At 60.6% G+C, this 12395-nt stretch carries 12 protein-coding genes; 5 read left to right on the forward strand and 7 right to left on the reverse strand.

The annotated features are described in order from the left end of the window. The first annotated feature begins 10 nt into the window (after positions 1–10). Both AC1RGE_RS04130 and AC1RGE_RS04135 read left to right on the forward strand, forming a co-directional pair. Complete coding sequence (locus AC1RGE_RS04130) at positions 11–1507, forward strand: efflux transporter outer membrane subunit (RefSeq protein WP_011061091.1); 1497 nt, start codon at positions 11–13, stop codon at positions 1505–1507. A 71-nt stretch (positions 1508–1578) separates the two neighbouring features. After that, positions 1579–2178: a LysE family translocator gene (locus tag AC1RGE_RS04135; RefSeq protein WP_169891728.1), complete on the forward strand. Its 600-nt coding sequence runs from the start codon at positions 1579–1581 to the stop codon at positions 2176–2178. Positions 2179–2295: 117 nt separating this feature from the next. Here the strand turns inward: AC1RGE_RS04135 and AC1RGE_RS04140 are convergent, their stop codons facing one another. The 5 genes from AC1RGE_RS04140 to AC1RGE_RS04160 all read right to left on the reverse strand — a co-directional run bounded on the left by AC1RGE_RS04140 (position 2296) and on the right by AC1RGE_RS04160 (position 7013). After that, a complete protein-coding gene (locus AC1RGE_RS04140; protein ID WP_346624223.1) occupies positions 2296–2766 on the reverse strand; it encodes a hypothetical protein in 471 nt (156 codons plus the stop codon). A 292-nt stretch (positions 2767–3058) separates the two neighbouring features. After that, positions 3059–4057 carry an NADP-dependent oxidoreductase gene (locus tag AC1RGE_RS04145; RefSeq protein WP_492583435.1) on the reverse strand — a complete coding sequence of 333 codons (999 nt, stop codon included), beginning with the start codon at positions 4055–4057 and terminating at the stop codon, positions 3059–3061. Positions 4058–4115: 58 nt separating this feature from the next. Continuing rightward, positions 4116–4994 (reverse strand): alpha/beta fold hydrolase, encoded by an 879-nt coding sequence (locus AC1RGE_RS04150; RefSeq protein WP_019094697.1) that lies wholly within the window; start codon positions 4992–4994, stop codon positions 4116–4118. A gap of 75 nt (positions 4995–5069) precedes the next feature. Then, on the reverse strand, positions 5070–5858 hold the full coding sequence (locus tag AC1RGE_RS04155) for an SDR family NAD(P)-dependent oxidoreductase (protein ID WP_011061097.1): 789 nt from the start codon (positions 5856–5858) through the stop codon (positions 5070–5072). Between the two features lie 54 nt (positions 5859–5912). Then, positions 5913–7013 (reverse strand): alkene reductase, encoded by a 1101-nt coding sequence (locus tag AC1RGE_RS04160; protein WP_492583437.1) that lies wholly within the window; start codon positions 7011–7013, stop codon positions 5913–5915. 149 nt (positions 7014–7162) lie between these two features. Here AC1RGE_RS04160 and AC1RGE_RS04165 point away from each other — a divergent pair, with 149 nt between their 5' ends. After that, positions 7163–7750 (forward strand): TetR/AcrR family transcriptional regulator, encoded by a 588-nt coding sequence (locus AC1RGE_RS04165; RefSeq protein ID WP_026020161.1) that lies wholly within the window; start codon positions 7163–7165, stop codon positions 7748–7750. 302 nt (positions 7751–8052) lie between these two features. On the opposite strand, the gene AC1RGE_RS04170 is transcribed toward AC1RGE_RS04165, so the two are convergent. Continuing rightward, positions 8053–8835, reverse strand: coding sequence for a hypothetical protein (locus AC1RGE_RS04170; protein WP_492583439.1), 783 nt, complete (start codon positions 8833–8835; stop codon positions 8053–8055). 123 nt (positions 8836–8958) lie between these two features. Continuing rightward, complete coding sequence (locus AC1RGE_RS04175; protein WP_492583441.1) at positions 8959–9750, reverse strand: response regulator transcription factor; 792 nt, start codon at positions 9748–9750, stop codon at positions 8959–8961. A gap of 139 nt (positions 9751–9889) precedes the next feature. Here AC1RGE_RS04175 and AC1RGE_RS04180 point away from each other — a divergent pair, with 139 nt between their 5' ends. Both AC1RGE_RS04180 and AC1RGE_RS04185 read left to right on the forward strand, forming a co-directional pair. After that, the gene (locus AC1RGE_RS04180) at positions 9890–10993 is read left to right on the forward strand and encodes a polyamine ABC transporter substrate-binding protein (protein WP_401024117.1); all 1104 of its coding nucleotides are present in this window, start codon (positions 9890–9892) and stop codon (positions 10991–10993) included. Positions 10994–11157: 164 nt separating this feature from the next. Further along, on the forward strand, positions 11158–12342 hold the full coding sequence (locus AC1RGE_RS04185; RefSeq protein ID WP_492584244.1) for a contractile injection system protein, VgrG/Pvc8 family: 1185 nt from the start codon (positions 11158–11160) through the stop codon (positions 12340–12342). Positions 12343–12395 lie beyond the last annotated feature (53 nt).

A 12395-nucleotide genomic window follows, 5' to 3' on the forward strand; every position in this document is an offset into this window, starting at 1 on the left:
AAGGAACGTCATGAAAACTACTCACTCTGGATACCTGCGTAATGGGCTGACGCTGGCCATGCTGCTGGCCATCACCGCCTGCACCGTCGGGCCCGATTTCAAGGCGCCGGCAGTTACCAGCCCGGAACGCTGGACGGATTGGCACAGTGGCCCGCCAGCGTCTTCGGTGCCGGGCAAAGCCCCGGCGACCACCTCGCAAACCGCAGACGGCAACTGGTGGCAGGTGTTTGGCGACCCGGTGCTGGACCAGCTGCAGGCCCAGGTGCGCGAAGGCAGCCCGGACCTGCACACGGCCTTGCTGCGGTTTGCCCAGGTGCGGTTGCAACGCCAGATAGTCGCTTCCCTGGAAACGCCCGAAGTGTCCTTTTCCGCGGCGGCTTCGCGAAACCGGCAAAGCCGGTATGCGCCGAACAATCGAATGCTTGAAGCCTTGGGCAGCGACAGTGATGCCCTGGAAAAGGTGCTTACCGACCCTTATAGCCTGTACCAGGCCGGGTTCGACGTTTCATGGGAGCTGGATCTCTGGGGGCGGGTGTCACGCCTGGGTGAAGCCGCCCAGGCCGAGGTCGATGGTGCGGCCGCGACCCTGGACGACGTGTTGCTCAGTGTCTCCAGCGAGCTGGCGCGAAACTACTTCGAAGTGCGTACCGCACAGCGCCAGACCCGTCTTCTGGAGCAGGAGGCACAGATCCTGGCCGCGCACCTGCAAGTGGTTGCCGTCCAGGCCCGGGAGGGCGAGGAAGACGGGTTCGCGGTGGAACGCCAAGAGGCACGGCTGGCCTCGCTGCATGCACAGATACCGGGTTGGAAGGCGCTGCACACCCAGGCGGGCAACCGTATTGCGCTGTTGCTGGGGGAGCATCCCGGAGCCCTGGAAACCTTGCTCGCGGAGCGGCCTGATAATGCCTTGAGCCGCCCGCTGCCCAACCTGCAGTTGGGCCTGCCTGGCGACCTGGCCCGGGAGCGTCCGGACATCCGCGCGGCCCAGGCCCGCTTGCATCGGGCGACGGCGGGCATCGGAGTGGCCGAGGCCGAACTGTACCCGAGCGTGATGCTGGGGGCCGACTTCGGCTTCGAATCCTACAAGAGCGGCCAGTTTGCCGACTGGAGCAGCCGCACCTGGTCGGTAGGGCCGCGCCTGGACCTGCCGCTGTTCGACCGTGGGCGGCGCAGCAAGACCGTGGTCCTGCGCACACTCGAACAGCAAGAGGCGGCCGTGGCATTTCACCGGACCGTACTGGCAGCCTGGCAGGAAGTGGACGATGCGATGAGCCGCTACCACAACGAATACCAGCGTGCCGCGCACCTCAAGGACAGCTATGACAGCAAGGCCCGCACCTATGAGTGGACCCGCGTCCGGTACGCGGCCGGGGAGGCCAGCTACCTGGAGGAACTGGAAGCGCAGCGCACCGTGCTGGAGGCGCAGCGCGACCTGGTCAATAGCGACAGTCAACTGCGTACTCACCTGATCAGCATTTACAAATCCATGGGTGGGCATTCCACCTGAGCCCCTGAAACGCTGCCTCTGGCAGCACTCCCCCCAGACCCACTTTCCTAACGGAATAGGAAGCCATGCAAATGGATGACCTCTACAAGATCGCGCTTTTTTCGTCCCTGATACTGGTAGTGCCGGGGCCCTCAAACACCTTGCTGCTGGCCTCGGGCTTCAAGTTCGGCGTGTTGCGCTCGCTGCCACTGGTGTTGATCGAAATGCTCGGCTACACCGTTTCGATCTGCACCTGGGGCTGGGGGCTTGTGCTGCTGTCCCACGACTACCCGTGGCTGATCCACCTGATCAAGCTGCTGTGCGCCTTGTACATCGCGGCGCTGGCCTTGAAGACCTGGAAGACCTCCACCACCGGAGCCCAGCACACCGAGCGCTTTGAGAGCTGGCCACGGCACCTGTTGATTGCGACCTTGCTCAACCCCAAGGGGCTGATCTTCGCCAGTGTGATCTTCCCGGCCAGCTCATTCGCCAGCCTGGGGGATTTCCTGCCGTCATTGAGCGCTTTCTTCCTGGCACTGGCGCCAATAGCCTTGCTCTGGGTCTCGCTGGGGGCGGGCATTCGAGCCCAATACCTGGGGCGGGTTTCTGGACCGCTGTTTTCCCGGGGCACCGCCGTCGTTCTGGCGCTGTTTTCCGCCACCCTCACTTACACCGTGGTTCGTGCGGTGTAGGTGTCTTTGCCGCGGCTTTCAGCGCCCAAGTGAGGCTAGGGCAATGGCGCTGCTGAGAGAGGCCCTTGTACCCCCCGTGTTCCAGCACCACTCTGTTGTCGCCAACACCCGGGGGGCTCATTCCATGTAGCGCAGGAAAAAATGGGTGCGACCGCGAACAGCCTCGACAACCGTTGAAACCACGGCTTGCCGGTCCTCCTCGGTGGCCTTGATCCGATGAACAGGGCGTTTGGCGGATGTTAATCTGCGCCCCCCGGACAAACGGTGGGCCAGTGGATGCAGAGGATGTTGAGTGAAGCCGAGCTTCACAAGGTGCTGGAATCGATCGAAAGCGACTCCTGCCATGACCTGGATCTTCTGTATGACGGGATGCAGATAGACCGGTGTGCTCTTTTCAATCAAGTCGCCATGGCGGTGGCCCGGCTCTTTATCGAGGGGCAGCGCGACTTTCATTACGGCGATGCGGTCATGAATACCTTGTTCAGTGACATTGTTGATGTGTCCTTGAACGCTGACATGCCCGAGCCGGCCTTTTCCATCTACCTCGCGTTTGATGCCGGAGAGCATCGTCACCCAGGGGATGGGCAAGATGAATTGCCTTGGGAAAAGTGGACGCGGCCGGCGCTTGAACGGATTCTGCGCGCAGCCGATGAGGGGGCGTCGGCCGAGGTTTAGCCGGCCTGGGTCGCGGCCAGAACCGCCGGCGAACTCACGCGGTTTCGCTACGGCTCCAGCATCAAGCGGCGCCAAAGGATCTGTGGCAGCGCTACAGCAGCGGCCGGCGCTTGCGGCTCCGGCCTCTCCGGCGCCTGGGCTGACGTTGCCTCGCTGGGCCCAGGCGCTCTTGTCGACTCGGTCGGGTCATCGGTAGGTGGTGTGGTCATTTGATCCTGACCACCACCTTGCCCTTGGTTCGTCCCTGCTCGACGTACTGCAAGGCCTCTGCCGTCGATTCGAAACTGAAGCTGCGATCAACCACAGGTTTGATGATTCCGGCCTCGATCAGCGCGGTGATCTGTTGCAGCTGGGCGCCATCGGCCCGCATGAACACAAAGGCGTAGCGGATGTCCCGCTGGCGCGCCTTGCGCCGGATACCCAGGCTCAAAAGCCGCATGACCTGCTGCAACGGCCAGGCCAGCCCTTGCTCCTGGGCGAATTGCACCGTGGGTGGCCCGGAGATGGAAATCAGCTGTCCGCCGGGCTTGAGGACCTTGAGGGACTTTTCCAGTACGTCGCTGCCCAGGCTGTTCAACACCAGGTCGTAGCCATGCAAGAGGCTTTCGAAGTTCTGCTGCTTGTAGTCGATTACCTGATCGGCGCCCAGGGCTTTGACCCATTCGACATTCGCCGTGCTGGTGGTGGTCGCGACGAAAGCGCCGAGGTGTTTGGCCAGCTGGATGGCAAGGGTGCCGACACCGCCTGCGCCTGCGTGGATCAGCACTTTCTGGCCCTTTTTCAGTTGGGCGGTTTCCACCAGCACTTGCCAGGCGGTGAGTGCGACCAAGGGGATCGACGCGGCCTCGGTCATGGTGGTGTTGGCAGGTTTCAGGGCGATTGCGTTTTCGTTCACGGCGATCCACTGGGCGAACGTCCCGATCCGTGTTTCAGGCGGGCGCGCGTAGACTTCGTCTCCCGGCTTGAAGCGTTGCACTTGGGGGCCAACCTCAACCACGACGCCCGCCAGGTCGTTGCCCAGTACCAGCGGCAATGCATAGGGCAGGATCAGCTTGAATTCGCCGTTGCGGATCTTCGAGTCCAGCACGTTGACGCTGCTGGCGTGGACCTCGATCAACACGTCGTGGGCACCCAGCGTGGGCGTGGGCGCTTCGCCCATGCGCCCACTGTTCTTGCCATAGCGATCAATTAGAAAGGCTTTCATCGTGGTGCGGCTCTTGTCGGTTGGAATAGGTGTGGGCGGTGCTTGGGTGGGGTTGCTGTCATGGGGCTCTGTCGTCAAGGAACGCCCGGACCTTGGCCACGAAGTCCGCGTGGTACTGGAAAATGCCGCCGTGCCCGGCGTCCTCATACATCACCAGTTGTGCGTTGGGGACACGCTTGGCCAGGGCATGGGAGTTGGCGCTGGGAACCATGATGTCGTTGTCGCCATTGACGATCAGCGTCGGCGCCCGCAAGCGCCCGAGATCCTGCGGCGCCTGTCTGCCCCACGCGGTGATGGCTTGCAGCTGGCGCAGGAAAGCGCCGGGCGTTGGGCCCTTGTCGCGATGCTTGCTGAGGGCTTTCAGGCGTTGCAGATATTCCGAGGCGGCTCGACGACCATTGGGCGTCGAGGTAAAGAACAGGTAGTACTTGGGATCGCGCAAGGTCAGCAAGCCTTTGAGCATCAAGGGCCAGGTCACCGAGCCGACCTTGTCGATACCGATGCCGCCGGCCGGTCCGGTGCCGGTGAGAATCAAGCGGTGCACCAATTGGGGGGCTTGCAGGGCGATGTCCTGAGCGACGAAGCCGCCGAGTGAGAAGCCCAGGATATCGACGCTCTTGAACCCCAGGGCCTGTATCAGCTCAATGGCGTCTTGCGCCATGTCGCCGACCGTCAGGGGGGCGGTTCCACCCGAGCCGCCGATGCCGCGATAGTCGGTGGTGATGACTCGCCGGGTCTGTGCCAGCCCATCGATTATTGCCGGGTCGAAGTGGTCCAGCACCGCGCCCCAGTGGTTAAACAGCACCAGGGGCACGCCGCCCGCGGGACCGGTATCGCGATAGGCGAAGGGAATGCCCCTGACCATGATCGACTGGTTCGCCGCGTTGATGAACGACGTCTGCAAAGCCGGGGGGAAGGTTGTCTGCGTTGGATTCATTGCTACTCCGAACAGCGGACCGGATTCGTCGCAGTGCCTGCCGCGAATCCGCCGCGAATGCTCGCTACCTGAAGATCACTCTTGGGTCTGGTAACGCTGGGCAACCTCGGATTGACGGATGTGCCCCAGCAGGCCCTGACGTGCACTCTGCAGGTCATCCCAGGGTTCAGCCTGTTGCAGTGGCGGGATGGTCACCGGTTCGCGCCGATCGAAACCGACCAGTGCGGCATCCACCAGATCGCCCACTTCCATGATTTCGTCCAGGGTATTGATGTCGACGCCGGAGCGGTCCCAGATTTCCGTGCGGGTGGCGGCCGGCAGCACGGCCTGCACGTACACGCCCCGGGGCGACAGTTCCAGGCTCAGGCCCTGGGACAGGAACAGCACGAAAGCCTTGGTTGCACCATAGACCGTCATGCCGAACTCCGGCGCCAGGCCCACCACCGAACCGATGTTGATGATCGCGCCGTCACCGGCTTTGGCCAGGCGCGGGGCAATGGCACTGGCCAGGCGCACCAGTGCCGTGGTGTTGAGGGCAACCAGTTGCGCAACGCTGTCGGTGCTTTGCTCGATGAAGTTGCCGGACAGCGCGGCGCCGGCGTTATTGATGAGGATGCCGATACGGGCGTCGTCGCGCAGGCGGCTTTCAACGGTTGTCAGATCGCTGAGTTGGGTCAAATCCGCTTTCATCACCTCGACGGCGACCCCGTGTTCGCCGCGCAGTCGGGCTGCAAGTGCGTCCAGGCGTGCCCGGTCGCGGGCAACCAGGACCAGATCATGGCCACGTTGCGCGAAGCGCTCGGCGTAGATGGCTCCGATGCCAGTGGAGGCGCCAGTGATGAGAACGGTAGGGCGAGTGTTCATGGGGTCATCTCTCTTTCAGAATGGGTGAAAACGGACAGCCCGGTTTCTGCTTGCTCAGCTTGCGCTGGCGCTCGAATCAACCAGCGTCGGGTAGTCGATGTAGCCTGCCGCGCCGCCGCCGTAGAGGGTGGCGGGATTGAATGCGGACAAGGCGGCGCCGGTCTTGAGACGCTCCACCAGATCCGGGTTGCCGATGAACGGGCGACCGAACGCGATCAGATCGGCCTGGTCTTCGGCGAGCCGTGAGGTTGCCAGCTCCAGGTCATAGCCGTTGTTGGCGATGTAGGTGTTTTTGAAGCGCTGGCGCAGGGCGGTGAAATCCAATGGCGCCACGTCACGTGGGCCACCGGTCGCGCCTTCGACCATGTGCAGGTAAACGACGCCGAGGGCGTCGAGTTGATCGACGACGTAATTGAATTGCGCCTGCGGATTGCTGCTGGAGACGCCGTTGGCCGGCGACACCGGCGACAAGCGCACCCCGGTGCGATCCGCGCCGATTTCATCGACCACGGCAGCGGTGACTTCGAGCAACAGACGCGCACGATTTTCAATCGAGCCGCCGTAAGCATCGGTGCGCACGTTGGCGCTGTCCTTGAGGAACTGATCCAGCAAATAGCCGTTCGCGCCGTGAATTTCCACACCGTCGAACCCGGCAGCGATAGCGTTTGCCGCGGCCTGACGGAAATCGGCGACGATCCCCGGCAGCTCGCTGATGTCCAGTGCGCGGGGCTCGCAGGCGTCTTCAAAGCGGTTGTTGACGAACACCTTGGTGGCCGCACGCAGCGCGGAAGGGGCCACGGGGGCGGCGCCGTTTTCTTGCAGATCAACGTGGGACACGCGGCCGACATGCCACAGTTGCACAAAGATCTTTGCGCCCTTGGCGTGGACGGCGTCGGTCACCGTGCGCCAGCCATCAATCTGCGCCTGGGTGTAGATCCCGGGGGTGTCCTGATAGCCCTGGCCCTGTTGGGAAATCTGCGTGGCTTCGCTGATCAGCAAGCCCGCGCTAGCGCGTTGGCTGTAATAGGTGGCGGCGAATTCGCTGGGAACAAAGCCTGCGCCCGCGCGGTTGCGGGTCAGTGGCGCGAGGACGATGCGGTTCGCCAGCGCGAGGGCGCCAAGGGTGTAAGGGGTGAACAGATTCTGATCGGTCATCTGGTGTCTCTTCCGTGCCCGTGGGTGGAGGTCGGTGGTGCGTGCAATTAGGATGATGATCGAAATCTAAGCTGTCAACGGTTTTGATTGTGAACGACATCTATGTATGATTGGGCCCATGATTTCCCAATGAACATGAGGTATTGCACGTGAGAGTGAGCAAGGCCCAGGCGCAGGCCAATCGAGAGCACATCGTTGAAACGGCCTCAGAGTTGTTCCGTGAGCGCGGCTTCGACGGTGTGGGTGTGTCGGATCTCATGGCGGCGGCCGGTTTCACCCACGGCGGCTTCTACAAGCATTTCGGCTCGAAGGCCGACCTCATGGCCGAGGCCTCGGCCTGCAGCCTTGCCAAGTCGCTGGCAGGCGTGCAGGCGCTGGATGTGCCTGGCTTCATCGACGTCTATGTGACCAGAGAACATCGCGACGGACGTGGCAGCGGTTGCACCATGGCCGCGTTGTGTGGCGATGCGGCGCGCCAATCGGATGATGTGAAAGCGACGTTTGCCGAAGGGGTCGAACACACCCTGCAAACCCTGGGGGACAAATACCCGACCCGGCCGGATGCCGCTCCGGAGGAGGGCAGGCGGAAAATGATCGACCTGCTGTCCCGTGCGGTGGGTGCGATCATGTTGTCGCGTGCCTGCCCGGATGATTCCGCGCTGGCGGATGAGATTCTTGAGGTGTGCCGCGCTGAGATGTTTGCGTCGTTGCCGGTTGATAAAGGCAAGCCGGCATAAAGGGGGGCATGCCAGGGTTGTGCGCTTGCGGTCGTTGAGCGCACGTCGGCGTCAATTATGATTTGAAACGTGCCTCGGATCTGCCTGGGCGCACACCAGTGTCAAATTCTTCCTTCACCTTGACTGACGATTCGGCATTTCCAAGATCAGCCTCAATGGGGCCAATGCAACCCCAACAGTCACCGCCACAATCGACCGAAAGCGGATCGTCTTTGAGGCCCAGTTTTCGACCACATATACCGCACATGTCTGACATGCCTAGATCCTTGCTCAGCCAACCTCAATCGTCTTTTCTCCGAGCGTCATTCCACGTAGCGCAGCCACAAATGGGTGCGACCGCGAACAGCCTCGACAACCGTTGAAACCACGGCTTGTCGGTCCTCCTCGGGGGTGTTGTAGAGCGCACAAAAATCGCTCGCCACCGCGCTGGCTACGCAAAGGTCGGCAGGCTCTGCCCGCAGGAAGCCGAGGTAAGACGCGCCCACCCCGATCAACTCATAGCCATGGGCCTGGGCGAAATGGCGGGCCACCGCAAAGTTCTGCGCGGGGCCCAGGTCGCAACTGAAGTAGCCGTTGGGAAAAGCGGCGAGCGCCTGACAGGACTGCTCGACGGGCACCAGGAGTGCCGAGAGGGGCTGGTCGAGCAGTGATACAGGGTTTTGCTGATAGTCCACCCATTCGCGCAGGGCTGGCTCATCAAGGGTCAGGCCGTGGGCGCAAGCGCCTTCGAACGAGCTGCCCGCCACCAGGTCAGTGAAGTTGCGCAAGCAGATCGCGAACTCGGCCTTGGTGGTGGGGTAGCCCAGGTATTCACCCTGTTCGAAGCACTCTGCAGGTAGCAGGGCGATCTCCTGCTCCGAGGCATCGTCCAGCCCCAGGTTGTTGCGGGCATGCCCGGAGGTGTAGCGGGCCTGGGGCAGATCATCCAGCGAGAGAAGGGGCTGGAAACCTGGGTGGTCGCCCGCGATCTTGCGGTAGGCGTCGATCAGCTCATCCAGGCTGGAAATGGCGCTCAGGCTGTATTCATCGCAGGTGCCAGCGGCGGGGTTGCCAGGCATTGCGTTACCGCGAAATTGGATATCCATCGAATGGCTACCGGCTCCATGTGGGTGTTCAGGCGAATGAGCAACGCTTGGTCGAACGTACGTGAGCCTGCTGCTGCTCTCGCTGTTCGTGCCAGGCCTGTGAGTTCATTCCAGGCCCGGGGCCTAGCTTAAAGAGAGCACATCCTGCCTGGGCATGAAGAAGCGTGCAAAGAGTTCGGACTGTGACTTGATGTTCAACTTGGCGTAGATGTTGCGGCGGTGCACTTTGATCGTCTCTGTGGAGAGGGAGAGTTTTCCTGCGATTTCCTTGTTGGAAAAGCCACTGAGCAGCAGCCTGAGCACATCACTTTCCCGCGTGGTTATCTGGGTACCAAACTGGGTGGTCGTCTCCGGCCATTGCGGCGGTTCGCTGAGGCTTTTTTCCACATCGACTTCGAAGCACATGCGTTGATGCATGAGTGCCGTGACCCACGGCTTGATGATGTCCAGCATGGTGATGTGTTCCTGGCTGAAATGGGCGTTGCTGCCAATGGAAATGCACAGTGTTCTGTCAGCATCGAGCTGGATGTTGTATTGCACTTCATCTACGCAAATATATTGTGCAAAGTACTTGTGGTAGTACTCGGTTTCAACAAAGTACTCCGGCGCTATATCCAGTAGATGAAAGAAGCCGCTCTGCGGGTTTTCCCGGTTGGCGATATAGAAGGGGTCCAGCAAATACAGGCCTTTTACATAGAGGTGAATGAACGCATCCACTTCTTCTGCATCTGCCACCTCGGGCAGGCTGACAACTTGCACTTGTTGATTGCTGAAGATCAAAACCACCCAGTTATCAATCTGCACATATTCATTGAGTGTGCGGATAAGTGAGCTCCAGAACTCTGGGCGATTCAACTGCAGAATCAGTTTTCCAATCGAACGGTGCCAGGCCAGGCTATGAAGATCGAGTGGCATTTTCTACCCCTTTAGGGTTAGGGAATGGTCGGCCGGAGCTAAGTAATCGTAGGTATTTACTATTGGCTGATGCCCGGTATATTCGCTGGCACGGGTTTACGACCGCCATGAGGGCACGTCGTCTGGACAAGGATGTTGCATGAGAAAGTCACGTTTGCGAACCATTTTTTCGGCTGCGTTTCTCTATGCCGGAATAAGCACAACGGCGGGTGCCGCAGAGCCTGCCATGTACCTCTACAACTGGTTCGGGCTGCTCGCACCAGAGACTCCAAAGGAGTTCGAACAGGCCACCGGCACCCGTATCCACATGGATGCCTTCGACAGCGCCGATATCATGCAGAGCAAGGTCATGGCCGGGCGCACGGGGTATGACGTGGTGGTGGCGACCTCCAATGTACTGCCCAGCCTGATCCAGGCCGGAGTCCTGCAGCCACTTGATTCAGGTCAACTGAGTAACCTGTCCCATGTCGATCCCGCCATCCTGGCGCAACTGGCGGTCAATGACCCTGGCAATCGCTACGCCGTGCCCTACTTGTGGGGCACCACCGGCATTGGTTATGACGTCGATAAAGTCAAGGCAGCCCTGGGCGATAATGCCCCGGTCAATAGTTGGGACCTGATCTTCAAGGAAGAGAACATCAGCAAGCTGCAGTCTTGTGGTGTGGCCATGCTCGACTCTCCCAGCGAGATCATCTCGATTGCCTTGAATTACCTCGGGCTGCCCAGCAATAGCAAGAACCCGGAGGATTACCAGAAGGCGCAAGCGCTGCTGTTGAAGATTCGCCCCTATATCCTTTATTTCGACTCCTCCAGAATCGACACCGACTTGGCGGGCGGCAACATCTGTGTCGTTGTGGGCTGGGCCAATGGCGCCCTGGCTGCGCAGGCCGCCAATGAAAGTGCCAATACCGGGCGCAGGATCAACTACAGCCTTCCTCGTGAAGGTGCGCTGGTCTGGTCGGAAAACCTGGTGCTGTTGAAAGATGCCCCTCACCCCAAGGAAGGGCTGGCCTTCATCAACTATATGTTGCGCCCGGAAGTGATTGCCAAGACCTCGAATCACACGCTTTATCCTAATGGCAATAAAGATGCCACCGAGTTCGTCGAGCAGAAGTTGCGCGATAACCCCTGGATTTATCCGGACAAGCAAACCATCGCCACATTGGTTCCACTTGAGCCGCTGCCTTTGAAACTGGAAAGAATCCGTACTCGGGTCTGGACCAAGGTGAAGAGCAGTATCTGAACTGATTTGACTCTTCGCTTGCTGTTTCATGCACATTGTTATTGTGTGTGAGCGCATTGTTCAAACACTCGGAGACATGTACGCGTCTTGTGCAAGATGAACTTTTGCGCAAGGCGCTGCACGACCGTGCCCATTCAACAGGTTATGCAATAAGAGAACAGTGGATGTTAAGCCCAGCCAATGCACCCCGGTTCAGCCTGACAATCGACGGTTTTGCGCACGACTTCAAGGTGCGCGCGTTCACCGGAGAAGAGGCGATCAGCAAGCCCTATTTCTTCAATGTGGAGTGTGTGAGCGAGCGACCGGATCTGGACCTGCAATGCCTCTTCGATGTGTCGGCTTTTCTGGCATTCGACACTTGGGGCAATGGCATTCATGGGCGCATCTATCACATTGCGCGAGGCCCGGACGCTCAAGGCTTGACGCACTACAACCTGGCCCTGGTGCCGCACCTGTCCTACTTGCGTCACCGTATCAACAAGAGGATCTATCAGCAGTTCTCGGTGCCTGCTATCGTCGCCCTGGTCCTGGAGGAGCATGGGATTCTGGGGGATGCCTACCGCTTTGAGCTCGGGGCGAGCTACCCCGAGCGTGACTGCTGCACCCAGTACGATGAAACCGATCTGCATTTTATTCAGCGCCTGTGCGAGGAAGAGGGAATTCACTTCCACTTCCAGCACAGCGCTCAAGGCCACGTGCTGGTCTTTGGCGATCAGCAGGCAGTATTCCCCGCGATCGGGCCGATCACTGCTTTTGCCCCCGGGCACGATGGGCTCGCCACCCTGTTACCGATCGGTCACGGCACGCCGACAAGCCTGCGTGCCAGGGAGTCGCGCCAGGTTGAAGGGCAAGGTACGCAGAGCGGGCTGCTCAGTGGTCATGTCCTGGAAACCTCGGGCCAGGGCAGCGACCTCTGGCTACTGACTCAGGTCATTCATGAGGGCAAGCAACCACAGGTTGCGGATGAGAGCGTCGCCAATGGCCACACTGACAACCAGGGTCAACTGCGCCAGGGTTATCGCAACCGTTTCACCGCGCTTGCGTTGGACCTTTGCTATCGCCCGCCTTTGGCTCATGAGAAGCCTCTGGCGCCAGGCAACCAGACGGCGCTGGTCATCGCCCTGGAAGACCAGGCGAACTCGCGTGGTCAGCGCTTCGAAAGGGTCAAGGTCAAGTTTCCCTGGGACCGCGAAGGTCGGTTCGACGACAAGAGCAGTTGTTGGCTGGCCGGTACTGCCAATTGGCGTTGTGAAGTGACGCCGCTGCGACCCGGTGTGGAGGTCAAAGTCGCATTTCTTGAAAACGACCCCGATCAACCGCTGATCAGCGGTTGCCTGTGTTGCGGCTGATACGCCATTGCCCTGAACGCGCATCAAGCCGCCAGGGAGAAGGCCCGGACCAC

The sequence above is a fragment of the Pseudomonas sp. GW823-FHT02C05 genome (assembly GCF_058797595.1).

Coding starts and splice junctions, on each gene's coding strand:
- AC1RGE_RS04130 (WP_011061091.1), top strand. CDS start 11: ATGAAAACTACTCACTCTGGATACCTGCGTAATGGGCTGACGCTGGCC.
- AC1RGE_RS04135 (WP_169891728.1), top strand. CDS start 1,579: ATGGATGACCTCTACAAGATCGCGCTTTTTTCGTCCCTGATACTGGTA.
- AC1RGE_RS04145 (WP_492583435.1), bottom strand. CDS start 4,057: ATGAAAGCCTTTCTAATTGATCGCTATGGCAAGAACAGTGGGCGCATG.
- AC1RGE_RS04150 (WP_019094697.1), bottom strand. CDS start 4,994: ATGAATCCAACGCAGACAACCTTCCCCCCGGCTTTGCAGACGTCGTTC.
- AC1RGE_RS04155 (WP_011061097.1), bottom strand. CDS start 5,858: ATGAACACTCGCCCTACCGTTCTCATCACTGGCGCCTCCACTGGCATC.
- AC1RGE_RS04160 (WP_492583437.1), bottom strand. CDS start 7,013: ATGACCGATCAGAATCTGTTCACCCCTTACACCCTTGGCGCCCTCGCG.
- AC1RGE_RS04170 (WP_492583439.1), bottom strand. CDS start 8,835: ATGGATATCCAATTTCGCGGTAACGCAATGCCTGGCAACCCCGCCGCT.
- AC1RGE_RS04175 (WP_492583441.1), bottom strand. CDS start 9,750: ATGCCACTCGATCTTCATAGCCTGGCCTGGCACCGTTCGATTGGAAAA.
- AC1RGE_RS04180 (WP_401024117.1), top strand. CDS start 9,890: ATGAGAAAGTCACGTTTGCGAACCATTTTTTCGGCTGCGTTTCTCTAT.
- AC1RGE_RS04185 (WP_492584244.1), top strand. CDS start 11,158: ATGTTAAGCCCAGCCAATGCACCCCGGTTCAGCCTGACAATCGACGGT.